Genomic DNA, 17,115 nt, shown 5'->3' with positions numbered 1-17,115 from the left:
TATTAATGGAAAAAGTTCAATTTCTTATATGATAAGAAATTGAACTTTTTATTTATAATATTAACATTTGTATGGGAGTAGTTTTACAGTGAATGTTGTTTTTTCATCATCACTATATACTTCAATTGTTCCTTTATGCAATTCGACTATACTTTTTGCAATAGCTAATCCAAGTCCAGATCCACCAGTGTTTGTAGAGCGAGATTTCTCAACGCGATAAAAACGCTCAAAAATATGAGGTAAATCCGTACTAGGAATAGGTTGTCCGTAATTTGTTATATCAATTGTAATCATATTATTGCTTTCATAAGCAGTAAGGTCAATATAGCGACCTTCGCTTCCATAAGCGATAGCGTTTATAATAAGATTTTCAAACACACGCACTAATTTTTCACCATCAGCTAATACCATGAGCTTTTGAGATGGGAAAGAAGGTCGACATTCTATATTTGCTTCTTGAAATTGTATACGGAATTGAACAGTTAATTGCCCAAGTAACTCTACTATGTCAATAGGGACAGAATACAAGCTTAACTCTTTATTTTGAACACGTGTATATTCGAACAGGTCATTCATTAATGCATTAAGACGAGTGACTTTATCGTAAATGACTTGAATATAGTATCGCAATTCTACTTCATCTCTATAATTATCATGATGGATTAAATTTACGTATCCAACTATAGAAGTAAGGGGAGTGCGTAAGTCATGTGATACATTTGTAATAAGCTCACTTTTTGCTTGTTCCGCTTGTCTTTCTTCATCAATTGAGACTTTTAATTGTTCAACAATTTCATTGACCCCGATTGCTAACTCTTCCAGATAATTATGATTTACAATAGAAACTTTATGATTGAAGTTTCCATTTGCAATATAACGAATTTCTTCTATCATTTTTTTAATACAAGTTTCATAATAAAGTTTTTTCTCGTGACGATAAAAAATGTAAAGATAGGATGAAAAAATAGAAAATAAAAACAAATAAGATACAATCATCATCCATAACGATTCTTTAATCCCTTTATACTTTTCATAACCAAAAATTCGAATGAATTCTTTACCAAGTTCAGTTAGAGTAAGTGAACTCTCAATTACACTCGTAACGAGGCGATAAATAATTAACTCAGTAATAGGCGTGAGTGTGATAGCTAATAAGAGCCAAAAAATAAGTTTCCATTTAGGGATATCTTTTAATATATCAAATGCTTCATTTCTCAATTTTATAGCCAACTCCCCAAACAGTGTGAATAAATTTTTCTCCATTTATTACTGTTTCAAGTTTATCCCGTAAGTTGCTAATATGAACCATTACAGTCTTATTTGAACCGTAACCATCTTCATTCCAAACGCGTTCGAAAATTTCTTCTGAACTAAATACTCTTCCTGTATTACTTGCAAGTAAATATAAAATATCGAACTCAATAGAGGTTAATTTAATATACTCTCCATTTACTTTAACAGTATGATTATGTTTGTGTATTTCAACAGAGCGAATACGAATAATACCATCTTCATTGTTTTGCGAAGTAGCGTTTTGGAAAGAGGATCTTCGTAATAAAGCTTTCACTCTTGCTACTAATTCTAATGGATTGAATGGCTTGATCATATAATCATCGGCACCTGTCATAAGACCTAATATTTTATCCATATCTTCTGCTTTTGCACTAAGCATTAGAATTGGTACAGTATTATTTTCACGCACTTCCTGACAAACTTCTAAACCGTTTCGCTTTGGCATCATAATATCCAAAATCATAAGGTCAACTTCATATGTAGAAACCTTTTGCAATGCTTCATCACCATCATAAGCTTTATAAATGTTATAGCCTTCATTTCGCAAATAAACAGCAAGTAATTCAACAATTTCTTTATCATCATCAATAATTAATATGTTTTTATTCATTGTGTAGTTCCTTTCCTTACAAATCATCAACATTACTATAATATCAAACATTTATGTACTTGTAGCGATGATTCTGTATAAAATTTCATGTAACGTATTAAAAAGGAGTAAAAAGATTAATAACGAATATAAAATAACGAGGATATTTAGATTCTACATTATAATGAAAGTTAGTTATAAGGGGGATTTTCTATGTTATGTAATGATATATATTCATTTACTCCAACTGGAAAAATAGAAAATGATATTAAAGCTTTTCTACTAAAATATAATAAAGAGTTTACATATAAACATTCAATTCGTGTGGCAAATGAGGCAAAAAAGATTGCAGAAAAGTTTCACGTAGATAAAGAAAAAGCAGCAATTGCAGGATATTTACATGATATTAGTGGCATTTTTCCGAACGAGGAGCGGATTGCAGTTGCTGAAGAATTTGGTGTAGAAATAGTGGAAGCAGAAAGAAAGTTTCCTATGATCATTCATCAAAAACTATCGAGAGTAATCGCAAAAGAAATATTTAAAGTAGAAGATGAAGAGATTTTAAATGCAATTTGTTGCCACACAACGTTGCGTAAACATGCAACGAAGATGGATTTAGTATTATTTGTTGCAGATAAAATAGAATGGGATCAAAAAGGGACACCACCATATTTAATAGAAATAAAAAAAGGATTGGAAAAATCTTTGGAAAAAGCAGCTTTTGTATATATTTCATATTTGTGGGAAAGGAAAGATACATTGAAAGTTATACATCCATGGCTAGAACAAGCATACTGGGATTTAAAAGGAATTGTACAGTAGAAAGGACAAGGAAATGCAATTAAAAGAATATGTGAATCAAACATTTCCAGGAGTTACATTAGTACCCTACTTATATTCTTAGTGGGAAAATCATTTACATTTTGATTTTGGAAAAGATAAATATCAAATTGTAGAAGGAACCGACGATTTAAATATGGAATACTTTTCTCAACTATATACATATAATAAATTCTTATTTGAAGACATATTTTCAAAAGAAGATGTAGTGTTTGTAGTGACAAATGTTTATAGATTTAAAAAGGAAAACATAAAAACTCCACAGAAAATAAATGTATACAATAAATATATTAAGAAAAGAGATTTAAGATTTCATATAAGACAAGAAACGTTACCGTTTCTATTTGAAGATGAAGAAGCAGATTTATATTGTACATATCAATTTTCTTTAAAATGTCTTGCGGAAGATATTAAGTATAAATTGCTTATACAAGCTGCTAATTATGAGGATTTCTCTGCTCTGTATCCTCGATTTGGACGAAAAAAAGAAATTTCTTATCCAAATGTATTTCTCATAAATGCAACGAAAGATATTGTCATGTTTATGTATGATGATAGAGGAAGTGAAGTAATTGGGAAGAATAAAGAAATAATACGAGATTTATATAAGAAATATAAAGAATGGATTCTAGATTATGAATGAGAAAGTATAGATAACTCATTTAAATGACAATAGGGGAAGTGAAGCGTGTAATGAAACGTATTGCAATTGTCTCTGCATGGGAACCAGAACTGACGTATTTGCATCAACATTATCCAAGTGAACGTGTTGAAAAAAGAGCAGCTTGGGAATTTCATTTTCATACTATTAATGAGCTGGAAATTATATCAGTTGTTACTGGTGTCGGTAAAGTAAGCTGCGCTAGTTGTGTACAATTGTTAATTAGTGAGTTTCAGCCAGATGAGTTGTTTATGACAGGAATATGCGGAAGTTTATCAAACAAGGTGAAAAACGGTCATATTGTAGTCGCACTAAACGCAATACAACATGATGTTACTGCTGCTGGTTCAGGAGAAGATGTTTTTAATTTATATAACGGTAGAACAGCACCTATTGAAACAACAAAATCACTTGTAAGAAGAATAAAAAAAATACGATCGTATGATCCGATACATTTCGGTACATTTTTATCAGGAGATCAACGTATTCGTAGTTCAGAAATGAGATATTTACTCCATACCGTATATGGAGCATTGGCAGTTGATCAAGAAGTAGCAGCTTTCGCCTATGTATGCCAAATAAATAAAAAACCATTTCTCTGTTTAAAAGCTGCTTCAGATCAAGCAAATGATAAAACGAAAGAAGAACAAAAAATCTTTAAAATGCTAGCATGTGAAAGAGCATGTGAGCATTTAATTGCTTTTTTACGTGTTTATGAGGTTAATGTAGTAAATAATAGATAGTTTGTTATAAAACAAATCAATAGTGAGTTATATGTAGGGAAATGTCCGCTCATTTCAAATTAAGAGCTGAAATTTATAATAGATGGAATATATTATATGGGTACACGTTGAGTTTAATATAAGCAGTTGGAGGGCAATTTTATATGATTCAATATAAAAGGTGTAGTGAAGTAAATATTGATTTAGTATATGAAGCTTTTAAAGATGGATTTTCAGATTACATTATTAAGATGGAGGTTTCAAAAGAGGATTTTATACAACGTTTTTTGGGACCAGAAGGTAATTTGCTAGAACATTCTTTTCTTGCTTTAGAAGAAGGCAAATCTGTTGGCGTAATACTAGGTGGCATAAAGGATTATGAAAGTATAAAGACTATGCGCTGCGGAACATTAGCGGTTCATCCTAATTACCGCGGTATTGGTGTGAGTCAAAAATTATTTGAACTGCATAAAGAAGAGGCGATTCAACATGGATGTAAGCAACTTTTTCTCGAAGTCATTGTAGGAAACGACCGAGCGATTCATTTTTATAATAAGTTGGGCTATGAAAAAGTGTACGATCTTTCTTATTATAATTTAAATGATTTGACTAAAATAAAGAATAAAGTTTGTAAGGATATTGAAGTAAAACAATTAGAATTTCCAACTTTTAAAGATGAAATTCAGAAATGGTTAAACTTCCATATAAATTGGCAAAATGATATTGATTATATCAAAAAAACAAATAATGTATTTTATGGTGCATATGTTGATAATGACTTAAAAGGCTCTCTATGCGTAACTGAACAAGGTAAAATTAGTTTTATTTTCGTAGACAAAGGTTATAGAAATATTGGTGTTGGGATGAAATTATTACAAGTAGCAAGAGAAGAATTAAATTTATCAAGTTTATCAATTGGGTTTCCTAACAATAATTTATTAGAGGGTTTTTTTAAGAAATGTGGATTTGAAAAGAATTCTTTAGCGCAATATGAAATGTATTTATTACTCTAAGAGCGGAAAGATTTATTCTTTTCGTTTTTTATTTTGCTGTTATGTTGGTAAATGCTCCGCAATTATAATTTATAATGAGAGGGATTTTGTTTATCCTTAAGTTATTTTTTTAATTGTCAATTTCTTGCTAATAATTTTCTTTGTATAATATTCTAATTTTATGTAGAATAGATACGATGGGAGGGGATGAAATGAATAATGGATTAAAGTTTAAGATTTTTGAATTGCATTGTCTCGTTCAAAAGACTTATTCTGATATTAAAATAGCATGTGATATTGCTATTTATCAAGAAAACACTTCTAAATATTTAATTTCATTAGGATTTTTAAATAAATCATATATGACTTATATAGAAGCAAAAAGATTCTATCGCGAAAATGAAGAGCTTGTAAGTGTAGAATTTGATAATTTTTTTGATATGTATGATAAATTAGAAAATGAATTAAAACAAGTTATTTCAACTGAAGATAAAAATCCTTCATCGCTACATAACAGATTTGATCAGTTTCAGCAGAAAGTTGAAAATATAAATGACCTAATAAAAGTATTGCAAAATGCTCGTTAATGAATGCTTTTTTCTTTTTTGTATAGAAATTATGTATTAAAAACATTTTAGGGATATTATATATTGAAGAGGTGGCTTTTGTAGATTACAAAAGTCATCTTTTTATGTTAGGAATAGATTGTATACATTTTAGCAGTTTCATATAAATAATAGAAATTTATACGAGGTAAATACCATGGGAAATAAAAAAGAAATAGCTATAGTTGCATTAACAACAGGATTTGTTTTAACAAGTGTAACACCATATGGAGTAGGTCATGCAGAGGAACCTGGTCAAATGCAAGTTGAAATTCAAGAGGATTCGTTCCGTACAGGTGATCTTACACAACCATCAAAAAAGGCGCCAGAGAATGTAGTGAAAGATGCACTTAAGGAAAATACGGAGCATGCTTTGTCTCCAAAACAAGTTAGTGCAGAAACAGGAGTAGATTACAAGGTTCTTCAAAAACGTGGTTCTTATGATGGAACTACACTTGTGCGCATGCAACAAATATATGAAGGAAAAGAAGTGTATGGCCACCAGTTAACTGCTCACGTAGATAAAAAAGGTATTATTAAAAGCATTTCAGGAGCTAGCGCACAAAATTTAACACAAGAAGATTTAAAGAAACCTATTAATTTATCAAAAGAAGAAGCGAAACAATATATTTATAAAAAGTACGGAAACGACATTAAATTTATTTCTGAACCAGAAGTTAAGGCGGTTATTTTTGTTGATGAAAATCATGGGCAGGCTAGCAATGCATATCAAGTTACATTTGCTGCTACAACACCAAATTATGTATCTGGAACTTATTTAGTGAATGCTCATAATGGCGATATATTAAAAGATATGGTACAAGAATCAAGTTTGAAAATAAGTGAAGAGTATGTTGAATCCGTTAAGGAAAATAAAACTAGCAATTTCACATCATTAACTGGAACAGGAAAAGATGATTTAGGCGTAACTCGTACATTTGGTATTTCTAAACAGACCAGTGGGAATTATGCGCTTGCTGATTACACAAGAGGGCAAGGAATTGAGACATATGATGTAAATTATAGAGATATTACAAATGAAGAAAGTTATTATCCTGGCATACTAGCAACTAGCGCTTCAACAACATTTAATGATCCAAAGGCGGTAAGCGCTCATTTCTTAGCAACAAAGGTATATGATTTTTATAAAGAAAAATATAATCGTAATAGTTTTGATAATAAAGGAAAAAAAGTAGTTTCAGTTGTACATGCATGGGATTCTGGAGGAACAAATGATCCTGAAAATTGGGAGAATGCATTTAGTACTAATATTAATAACATCAGTATGCTTTTATATGGAGATCCTATGGTAAAAGCGTTCGATATAGCCGGTCATGAATTTACACACGCAGTTACATCAAGTGAATCTAACCTTGAATTCTCAGGAGAATCTGGGGCAATTAACGAGGCATTATCGGATATTATGGGAACGGCTATAGAGAAATACATAAATAATGGGGAATTTAACTGGACAATAGGAGAGCAAACTGGATCGACTTTTCGTAATATGAAAAATCCAACTGCAATTAATTTTTCAGAAGGACTACCGTATCCCGATGATTATAGTAAATATAATGATTTAAATGGAGAGGATTATGGAGGCGTTCATTTTAACTCAAGTATTATTAATAAAGTTGCGTATTTAATTGCACAAGGTGGTACTCATAACGGTGTAAATGTAAATGGTATTGGTGAAGATAAAATGTTTGATATTTTCTATTATGCAAATACTGATGAATTAAACATGACTTCTAATTTCTCTGAATTGAAATTGGCATGCCTTAAAGTGGCAACTAATAAATATGGAACGAGCTCAATTGAAGTTCAAGCAGTCCAAAATGCTTTTGATGCTGCAAAAATTACCGGAACAGTGAAAGAAAACGAAAAAACAGCAGAAAACCAAGCTCCAGAGTTAACTGTGCCGTTTACGATTACACTACGTGTAGGTGATACGTTTGATCCAATGAGAAATGTAAAAGCTGTTGATAAAGAAGATGGTGATTTAACAAATAAAGTAAAGCATAAAGGCGATGTAGATACTTCAAAACCAGGTACATACATTGTGGAATACTTGGTCGTTGATTCCCAAGGGAGAACTACAACGGCTACACAGACTGTAATTGTAGAGGGAAATGGAGAAATATTAGATTTAGAACCTAAATTAACAGTGCCTGTTGGAGCGACAATTCATGTAGGAGATTCATTCGATCCAATGATAAAAGTAAAAGCTATTGATAAAGAAGACGGCGATCTTACTTCTAAAGTAAAAATTGCTGGTGGAGTAGATACATCTAAAGTCGGTACTTACGTATTAACGTACACGGTTACAGATTCTAAAGGTCATGAAGTAACGGCGAAACAAACTGTAACAGTTAAAGTTAGAGAAGAAGTTACAAATGAAAAACCAATACTAAAAGTACCTGCTACAACTTCAATTACTGAGGGTGATCAATTTGATCCGTTGGTAGGGGTATCAGCTACTGATAAAGAGGACGGTGACCTTACTTCTAAAATAGCGTATGAAGGAACTATAGATACAACTAAAGCTGGTACTTATGAAATAATATATAGTGTCAAAGATTCCATGGGTAATGACGTAAATACAATACAAAAAGTATTAGTGAAAGATAAGGAAACTAGCAAAGCTAATGGCCTTGCTAATAAGGCAAATAAGAGTAATATCTCTAACAACAGTAATAGCGATAAAAAAGAATATACATATAAGGAGCTTCCAAAGACGGGTGTAAGTACAACTAACAGTGCAGCAATCGGCATATTGATGATTATTACAGGCACAGTACTCACTTTTGTTCGCAAATTTAGAAAGATACAAAAATAATAGTAGGGATTATTCGTTTGAAGAAAAGAGTTCATTATTCAAAAGAAATAAAGTAGAAAGTAAGTAAAACAAAATATGGATTTTTTACTTAATAAGATTTTAGTAGTTAAGCGGTGCATTTGGCTTCTATAAAAATTTGTAGTTGGATCATGTTCTGTCTACAAAACTACATTACATAAAAAACACGTTACTATTCTCATTAAAATAAAAGAATAGTAACGTGTTTTTTGGTTTGGAAAAAGCATAAATCCTATAGTTCATGAATCTGGGAGTGCTTCTAATCTGCCATTGATGAGTTACTGAAAACATTTTGTTTTAATGGAAGTTTCACTCTAAATGACAACATGAGATTTTCGATATTTACCAGGTGTTTCATTGGTGAATTTTTTAAAAATTTTAGTGAAATAACTTTGATCGCTAAAATTAAGCGAAGCACATATGTCTGATAAAGGATCGGTGGTGAAAGTTAATAATTTCTTTGCTTCTTCGATTCGTTCACGTTGAATGTACTCAATTAATGAAATACCGACTTCTTTTTTAAATAATATAGATAAATAATCTGAATTCACATTTGCAAATTTAGCAAGTTGTTTAACAGATATTGGATTGTAAATATTTTTAAAAATGTAGTTTTTACAAATAGCAATAGTCTGTGAATATTGCTGCGTTTTTTGTGCCTTTACACGGTCTGCAAAGGTACAAAAAGCATTTTTTAATAAATCCCAAACAGATTCTTTGTCTTTTAAATCTTCTGTTCTTTGAATATGCAAATCATAAATTTTGTAAGCAATCCCAGATGGAAGTCCCCCTTTTATCGCATATCTAGTAGCGAGCGTGATGGATGAAATACAAATGTTTTTATGACGTCTTAATTGATGGAATGAAGATAAAGATGAAAGAGTCTCTTGTTGGAATTCGTAATAATATTTGAGGACGGTTTCTTTATCCCCGTCTTCTATAGAACTAAGTAGTTGCTGCTCTATATATAAATTATGATAAATGGATTCGTCTTTTTGCATTGAAATATATACATCTTCGTTTAAGATGCTGCTATGACTTATATGAAGTGAGTCACTGTTATTTGAAAAGGTGCTTACATCTGAATTTTTTTTATAGAGAATGTTATAGAACAATATCGCTATATTTACAAAGAAATTTTGATCTTTGACTGACAATGAAAAATAATGGTCTCTTGTTCTTTTATAATTTGGAATAAAATTAAGGTTACTATCCGCTTTACTTGTAGAAAAATTTACATGTGTCAAGGGCCCAATAATAACAGTACCGTTCACCATATAATCGCTCTTTATGTGAATTAAAATAAAGTGCCCTAGATATTCGTGAGTTCTGAAGATGGGGGAATTATATGTATCATTTCTCTGAAAAAGCATATGTAACTGTTCTATTTTTGATGTATATAACGAATGTGAATCATTTTTGGATTTAAATTCTAAAAGAATATTTTTGTTACAATCTAAAAAACAAACTGGAATTTCGAAAGATTGAAAAAACATATTGCAAATGTACTCTATCTCAACTAGACTGAGTTTTTTAGTCATATTCTTCCTCCTTACAGTTATGCGTAATAGTTAAATAAACATATATTCCTTTTTCATAAGTAGATACGGAAAACCTTTATCAATAAAAAATATAAATAAAAGTTATAAACTTCTAAGAATAATACCATAATTTAACATGAATAGCACATATTATTTGAATATACAGGTAATAGTTTTGGACAGTAACGTAAAATATGAATCGTCACACTTATTTGTTGGTTATTACTTATATGTATCAAAAAATGATTAAGATTGGATTTTAAATAGGGATAGGAAGTGAGATATGAATAGATTGACAGTAAGTGACTAGTCGAAATTAGCAGTGAAAGCTATTATGTAACAAATGTAATGATTCTTGAAATAGGGATATACGTGTAATTTAGGGGAGAAAATTACATATATCATGCGGAGAGACAACGTAATAATAGAAGATAAGAAAAGTGAATAAGTGATTGTAAACAATGGATTGTTGGACGACTATGTTTTATGTTATTCGTTTAAATCTGATACTTGGCACACTATTGCTTTTAAGAAGGTAATAGTAATAAAGAAATTTTTAAAATGATAGAAGTAGTAAAGGGGATAAGAGAAATGAAAAAAATATTTAGTGTGCTTTTAGTGTTATTCTTAACATTTTCTACATGGTCTAGTGTATTAGTAAAGGCAGATTCACCATCTAAAGGTACTTTAACGATTCATAAGTATGAACAAGAAAAAGATGGAGCGCAGGGACTAGAAGGTGACGGTTCTGCAAATCAAGAGGTGCCAAAAGATGTGAAACCATTAAAAGGTGTAACGTTTGAAGTGAAAAGGGTTGCTTCTTTTGAAAAAATTTCAAACGATGGGAAAATCGTAAAAGAAGACGTGAAACCTGTAATGGGAGCCACTCCAAATCAAGTAGTAACAGATGATAACGGACAAGCTGTATTAAAAGATCTTCCGCTAGGACGTTATGAGGTGAAAGAAGTGGCAGGACCTCCACATGTTAATCTAAATCCCAATACGTATACAGTGGATATCCCATTAACGAATAAAGAGGGTAAGGTGCTAAACTATGATGTTCACATGTATCCCAAAAATGAGATTAAACGTGGTGCAGTGGATTTAATAAAAACTGGTGTAAATGAAAAAGCATTAGCAGGTGCAGTATTCTCTTTATTTAAAAAAGATGGTACAGAAGTGAAAAAAGAGTTAGTAACAGATGCTAATGGTCATATTCGCGTGCAAGGATTGGAGTATGGTGAATACCATTTCCAAGAAACAAAAGCTCCGAAAGGCTACGTAATAGATCCAACTAAACGTGAGTTTTTTGTTAAGAACTCCGGAACAATTAATGAAGATGGAACTATTACTTCTGGTACAGTAGTTAAAATAGAAGTGAAAAACAATGAAGAACCAACAATTGATAAAAAAATTAACGGAAAATTGGAAGCGTTACCAATAAATCCTTTAACTAATTATAATTATGATATTAAAACATTAATTCCAGAAGACATTAAGGAATACAAAAAATATGTGGTAAAAGATACTTTGGATAATCGTTTAGTGATTCAAGGAAAGCCAATCGTGAAAATTGATGGAGCAGAAGTAAATGCAAACGTTGTTGAGGTAGCTATAGAAGGTCAAAAAGTAACAGCTACAGTAAAAGATTTCACAAAATTAGATGGTAAAAAAGAATTTCATTTGCAAATTAAATCCCAAGTAAAAGAAGGAGTACCATCTGGTTCGGAAATTTTAAATACAGCAAAAATACATTTTACAAATAAAAATGATGTAATTGGAGAAAAGGAATCTAAACCTGTAGTTGTTATTCCGACAACTGGAATAATTGAGTTAACAAAAATTGATAGTGCTAATAAGAATAAATTAAAAGGTGCAGAGTTTGTACTTAAAGATAATAATGGAAAAATAGTTGTCGTAGCAGGAAAAGAAGTAACAGGTGTATCAGATGAAAATGGTGTTATTAAATGGTCTAACATTCCATATGGAGACTATCAAATTTTTGAAACGAAAGCACCAACATATACAAAAGAAGATGGTACAAAAGCATCTTATCAATTATTAAAAGACCCCATTGATGTAAAGATTAGTGAAAATAATCAAACGGTTAAATTGACGATTGAAAATAATAAAAGTGGATGGATTCTTCCGGTAACGGGTGGCATAGGAACGACTCTTTTTACTGTAATAGGCCTTACGTTAATGCTTACAGCGGCATTTGTTTTCTTTAGAAAAAAGTTTGCTAGAAATTAAGATTTTAGGAACATGTAACTATGGGAAAAGGGGAGAAGCAAAATGCTTCCCTCTTTTCGATATTTAAGCATATACAGAGGTGGAAATATGAAACGAAATCTTGTTTTGGGGGGTATTTTTTTATTTGGATTAGGTATTTTTTTATATCCTACTATTAGTAATTGGTTGGCGACTCGTGCACATTATTTTGAGATTAGCTCTTACGATAAGAAGATTAAAGCATTACAAAAGAAAGAAGTCGAACGTAGGGAAAAAGAAGCAGCCGAATATAATAAACAAGTTCAAACTTCTGCGAAAACATTTACAGATCCATTTTCTGAAAAAAAAAGTAATCATCAAGCGTATGCTGATGTGTTAAATTTAGGAGATGTAATGGGGTATATTGAAATATCGAAAATTAATATAAAACTGCCAATCTATCAAGGGACCTCTGAGGAAGTATTGGGTCGCGGGATAGGTCATTTAGATTTTTCTTCGCTCCCGGTAGGTGGAGAAAGTACGCATACTATTTTAACAGGGCATCGTGGTTTACCATCAGCAAAATTATTTACAGATTTAGATAAGTTGAGCAAAGGAGATCTTTTTTATATTCATTCTTTAGACAAAGTTCTTGCTTATAAAGTAGATCAAATTAAAGTAGTGTTACCACATGAAACGGACGATCTACAAATTGTAGAAAATAAAGATTATACAACTTTAATTACGTGTACGCCTTATGGAGTAAACACCAATAGATTGCTAGTTCGAGGTGAGCGCGTGGAGTTAAACGAGAAAGAAAAACAAAAAGTGAGTACAGAGATATTTATATTTAATAAGTGGACTGTAATAGTTACAATCCTATTGTTATGTGTGCTTCTAGTCGTAATTTATAAGAAAAAGTTAACTCGATAGAATGTATTTATCCTGCATTAATGGGAAGTGGGACCGGAAATTCAAAGATAAGTAAAGACGGTATATAGGGGATGAAGTAAATCATCATTAATAAAAATTCATTTTATTCGATTATAAAAAAAATACGGTAAAGGTGGGAACAAAGGAATTGAGGCTACGATTAAAGCTGGTAAGTATTCATTTTATTGTTTTGTTAATGTTAAGTGTAAGTTTTGTCGTATATGTACCAAAAGAAGCATATGGATCCACGACTACCTTAGAAGGTCTAGGAGATATATCGCGTTATAATGCTGTTGTCTTTGGTAACCATAAAGCAATAGGTGGCGACATTGAAGGAGCAATTGCAGTTCAAGGTGATATGGATGCATCGGGGTATACGATTGTAGGTGCAGCAGCAGGAACATCTAATATAGTAGGTGAAAAATGGGTTGATGAGGGATATCCGTCCTTGTTATTGTCTGGAAAACTAAAAAAATCAAGAGAAGAATCTTTTATCATTCAAAACGGAATAGTCGTAATGACAAAAGAGAGTGATCCAGATCGCATCATACAATCTTCTTATGATCGTATCGTTTATAAAGAAAAACTAGAAATTGACGCGAAATTTAATGAATTTCGCAATATAGTGAACCAAGTCAGTAAAAATGCAGGTCAATATAAAACGAATACCCCAATTCCAAATATGAGTCATGGAATCGGAAAAGATATAAACAATCCTAATATTTATGTTTCATCAGAATTGACAGGGAAAATTAATTTAGATATAAGAGATGTATTTTTGCCCAATGCTAAGGACAAAGATTTTATTGTAATGTATTCAGATGCAATAGAGGTTACATTTAAAAATGGGTCTATTCTATATGACACGAACAATATTGGAAAGGCTACAGATATAGTTCCTACATCACAACCATATTCGCCTAATTCCCCGTTTACTGAGCTATATGGGAAAATGATTTGGGTTTTTCCAAATGCGAAAAAAATTACAACAGAGGGATATGGTGTAGTTGGGAGTGTGTTTGCTCCCAATGCTGTATTAGAAACAAAAGGCGGTTCGATTAATGGACAAGCATTTGTTGGTGCGGTACAACAAACTGGTGGATTTGAGTTTCACAATTTCAAATTTAACTGGAAACATTGGAACAAGCCTAGTACAGGAAAAGTAAAAATAAAAAAGGTTGATAGTAATAATGATAATAAAAAATTGGTGGGAGCAAAGTTTAAAATTGAAGATTTAAATGGGAAAATAGTTGGAGAACTAGTAACAAATGAAGAAGGAGAAGCGATATCAAAAGACTTACCAATAGGAAACTATACTTTAGTGGAAAAAGAAGCACCTAAAGGTTACGAATTATCAAAAGATAAAATAGCTGTAAAAGTAGAGAAAGATGCAGAAGTAGAAATTAAAATAGGAAATAAGAAATATCCAGATTCAATGGGAAAAATGAAGCTTGTGAAAGTAGACATAAGTGATAAAAATAAAAAGCTAGCAGGAGCAAAGTTTAAAATTGAAGATTTAAATGGGAAAATAGTTGGAGAACTAGTAACAAATGAAAAAGGAGAAGTAATATCAAAAGACTTACCAATAGGAAACTATACCTTAGTGGAAATAGAGGCACCAAAAGGCTATGAATTATTAAAAGATAAAATAACTGTAAAAATAGAAAAAGATGCAGAAGTAGAAATTAAAATAGGAAATAAGAAATTGCCCGATCCAATGGGGAAAATGAAGCTTGTGAAAGTAGACATAAGTGATAAAAATAAAAAACTAGCAGGGGCAAAGTTTCATATAGAAGATGCAAAAGGAAAAGTAGTTGGAGAGTTAATAACAGATGAAAAAGGAGAAATGATATCAAAGGACTTACCAATAGGAAACTATACCCTAGTGGAAATAGAGGCACCTAAAGGTTATGAATTATTAAAAGATAAAATAGCTGTAAAAATAGAAAAAGATACAGTAGTAGAAATTAAAATAGAAAATAAGAAATTGCCAGATCCGACTGGGCAATTTGAAATTGAAAAAGTTGATGATAAGGATAGTGAATTAAAGCTAAAAGGCGCTGTATTTCAAGTGTTAGATAAAGAAGGGAAAGAACTTAGTAGATTAATAACGGATGAAAAAGGAAAGGTAATTTCCAACCAATTAGCAATTGGAAAGTATACGATTAAAGAAATAAAAGCACCGAACGGATACATGTTACTTAGAGATCCAATAGAAATAGAAATTACAGAAGCAGTAAAGACACAAAAAATAACAGTGAAAAATGCGAAGAATAATTGGGTAATTCCTAATACTGGTGGGAGCGGAACAACAATTTTTTACGTAATTGGTATTATGCTAATGTTTGGTGTGCTATATTTCTGTAAGAAAAATCGTATATTATGAACTAATTTTATAGAGTTAGACAGATTGTTGCGTTAGAGAGTTTTTAGGGCATGAGTTCGGTATTGTACTGGACTCATGTTACTACATTTGTTGAAGGAGGAAGGATAATAGTAAACATAGAATATATTAATGAATTAAAATGTTTAAGAGGTGAACATGGTGGCAATAAAACAAGACGAAATTAAAGTAGTTGTCGGAGCTGGAGTGTTTAATAATAATCCAGGCTGGATTCAAACGCAAGAAGATGAACTTAACTTACTAGATAAAGCTACGTGGGAAGAAAGATTTGAATACAACTCTATTTCAGCTATTTTAGCTGAGCATGTATGGGAACACCTTACTTTTGAAGATGGTGTAAGAGCAGCTGAAATCTGTTATGAATTTTTAAAACCATCTGGTCATATTCGGTGCGGAGTCCCTGATGCATTCTTTCAGGATGAGGTATATCAAAATATAGTTCAAATAGGGGGACCCGGTCCGAAAGATCATCCAGCAGCAAGTCATAAAATCGTTCATAATTATAAAACATTAACGAAAATGTTTGAAACTGCTGGATTCGAGGTAGTTTTACTTGAATATTGTGATGAAAATGGTCAGTTTTATTACAACGAATGGGATGCAAACGACGGTGTTATTTTCCGTTCGAAAAGGTATGATTCTAGAAATAAAGGCGATAAACTTGGTTTTCCATCGCTAATTGTCGATGCGATTAAGCGCTAATCATTCAACCAAAAAAGGAGTTAATCCTATGATTTCATAAGTCGCAAATGCGGCTTTTTTATTTGTACGTAAATCTATATTTAATTTTCAATACTATATAACTCGATTTAGAAAATATTTAAGTTTTTCTCAGCGTCATTCACTTTAAATTAACACTTCGTTGACATAAATATTTATTTTATATTTATATTCGTGTAAAATGAAATGAGAACATATATTCTGTATAAGGAGGCAATCAAAATGATAGCTGAAATTGGGAAACTAAATGATGGATATATTGTGAAATTTGAACGCCAATTTCCATATACGGCAGAAGAAGTTTGGTCTGTATTAACAGAAAACAGTAAGCTGAAAAAATGGATGTCCAATTTACAGATTGAAAGCCTTAAAACGGGTGGAATAATAAAGTTCGACATGATGAACGGTTCATTCATAAACATTGATATTTTAGAGTGTCAAGTAAACTCAGTACTTGAATTTACTTGGGATAAAGATCGTGTCCGATTTGAAATACATAAAGAGGAAAATGGTACTCTTTTATTCCTTAAAGAGTACATTCATGAATTAACAGATCATACACCGAGAGATATAGCTGGTTGGCATATTTGTTTAAATCTTTTTTCTTACGTTTTAGAAGGAGAAGAGAAAGAATTTTCTAAAGATGAATGGCAACAATGGTTTGAAATATACAAGGGTAAGATTCATGAAGTTAGAGGGTAATTACATAATAGGTAATATTCATTATGTAATTATTATATTATAAAA

At 31.3% G+C, this 17,115-nt stretch carries 13 protein-coding genes and 1 pseudogene; 11 read left to right on the top strand and 3 right to left on the bottom strand.

The genetic code is table 11. From position 1 onward, the window contains the following. Window positions 1-60: 60 nt before the first annotated feature. Together AB6801_RS24815 and AB6801_RS24810 are read right to left on the bottom strand one after the other, a co-directional pair. Complete coding sequence (locus AB6801_RS24815; RefSeq protein WP_001243309.1) at window positions 61-1,218, bottom strand: sensor histidine kinase; 1,158 nt, start codon at window positions 1,216-1,218, stop codon at window positions 61-63. Beyond that, window positions 1,208-1,903 (bottom strand): response regulator transcription factor, encoded by a 696-nt coding sequence (locus tag AB6801_RS24810; RefSeq protein ID WP_097999472.1) that lies wholly within the window; start codon window positions 1,901-1,903, stop codon window positions 1,208-1,210. The genes AB6801_RS24815 and AB6801_RS24810 overlap by 11 nt, the downstream gene beginning before the upstream one ends. Window positions 1,904-2,095: 192 nt before the next feature. On the opposite strand from AB6801_RS24810, the gene yqeK reads away from it, so the two are divergent. The 6 genes and pseudogenes from yqeK to AB6801_RS24780 all read left to right on the top strand — a co-directional run bounded on the left by yqeK (window position 2,096) and on the right by AB6801_RS24780 (window position 8,541). Beyond that, window positions 2,096-2,704, top strand: a complete 609-nt coding sequence (yqeK, locus tag AB6801_RS24805) for a bis(5'-nucleosyl)-tetraphosphatase (symmetrical) YqeK (RefSeq protein ID WP_000882444.1) — start codon at window positions 2,096-2,098, stop codon at window positions 2,702-2,704. Window positions 2,705-2,717: 13 nt separating this feature from the next. Next, window positions 2,718-3,365: pseudogene (locus AB6801_RS24800) on the top strand (DUF3885 domain-containing protein). Between the two features lie 23 nt (window positions 3,366-3,388). After that, window positions 3,389-4,126: a 5'-methylthioadenosine/S-adenosylhomocysteine nucleosidase gene (gene mtnN / locus AB6801_RS24795; protein ID WP_001987381.1), complete on the top strand. Its 738-nt coding sequence runs from the start codon at window positions 3,389-3,391 to the stop codon at window positions 4,124-4,126. Window positions 4,127-4,269: 143 nt separating this feature from the next. Further along, window positions 4,270-5,118, top strand: a complete 849-nt coding sequence (locus AB6801_RS24790; RefSeq protein WP_000617062.1) for a GNAT family N-acetyltransferase — start codon at window positions 4,270-4,272, stop codon at window positions 5,116-5,118. Between the two features lie 191 nt (window positions 5,119-5,309). Further along, window positions 5,310-5,684, top strand: a complete 375-nt coding sequence (locus tag AB6801_RS24785) for a hypothetical protein (RefSeq protein WP_001059023.1) — start codon at window positions 5,310-5,312, stop codon at window positions 5,682-5,684. 175 nt (window positions 5,685-5,859) lie between these two features. After that, a complete protein-coding gene (locus AB6801_RS24780) occupies window positions 5,860-8,541 on the top strand; it encodes a M4 family metallopeptidase (RefSeq protein ID WP_097999471.1) in 2,682 nt (893 codons plus the stop codon). Window positions 8,542-8,873: 332 nt separating this feature from the next. On the opposite strand, the gene AB6801_RS24775 is transcribed toward AB6801_RS24780, so the two are convergent. Beyond that, window positions 8,874-10,100, bottom strand: coding sequence for an AraC family transcriptional regulator (locus tag AB6801_RS24775; protein WP_000162833.1), 1,227 nt, complete (start codon window positions 10,098-10,100; stop codon window positions 8,874-8,876). Between the two features lie 591 nt (window positions 10,101-10,691). Here AB6801_RS24775 and AB6801_RS24770 point away from each other — a divergent pair. From AB6801_RS24770 to AB6801_RS24750, 5 genes are all read left to right on the top strand, one after another. After that, complete coding sequence (locus tag AB6801_RS24770; protein ID WP_370941206.1) at window positions 10,692-12,353, top strand: SpaA isopeptide-forming pilin-related protein; 1,662 nt, start codon at window positions 10,692-10,694, stop codon at window positions 12,351-12,353. 87 nt (window positions 12,354-12,440) lie between these two features. Next, on the top strand, window positions 12,441-13,244 hold the full coding sequence (locus tag AB6801_RS24765) for a class C sortase (protein WP_370941205.1): 804 nt from the start codon (window positions 12,441-12,443) through the stop codon (window positions 13,242-13,244). A 148-nt stretch (window positions 13,245-13,392) separates the two neighbouring features. After that, window positions 13,393-15,630 carry a SpaA isopeptide-forming pilin-related protein gene (locus AB6801_RS24760; RefSeq protein ID WP_370941204.1) on the top strand — a complete coding sequence of 746 codons (2,238 nt, stop codon included), beginning with the start codon at window positions 13,393-13,395 and terminating at the stop codon, window positions 15,628-15,630. Window positions 15,631-15,786: 156 nt separating this feature from the next. After that, window positions 15,787-16,350, top strand: coding sequence for a class I SAM-dependent methyltransferase (locus tag AB6801_RS24755; protein WP_141530669.1), 564 nt, complete (start codon window positions 15,787-15,789; stop codon window positions 16,348-16,350). Between the two features lie 240 nt (window positions 16,351-16,590). Then, window positions 16,591-17,070 carry an SRPBCC family protein gene (locus tag AB6801_RS24750; protein WP_000559839.1) on the top strand — a complete coding sequence of 160 codons (480 nt, stop codon included), beginning with the start codon at window positions 16,591-16,593 and terminating at the stop codon, window positions 17,068-17,070. Window positions 17,071-17,115 lie beyond the last annotated feature (45 nt).

This window comes from Bacillus sp. RCC_6_1 (genome assembly GCF_041360755.1).
GTDB lineage: Bacteria > Bacillota > Bacilli > Bacillales > Bacillaceae_G > Bacillus_A > Bacillus_A cereus.
Note: the sequence above shows the minus strand (reverse complement) of the source record. Positions and strands in the feature narration are given on the sequence as shown.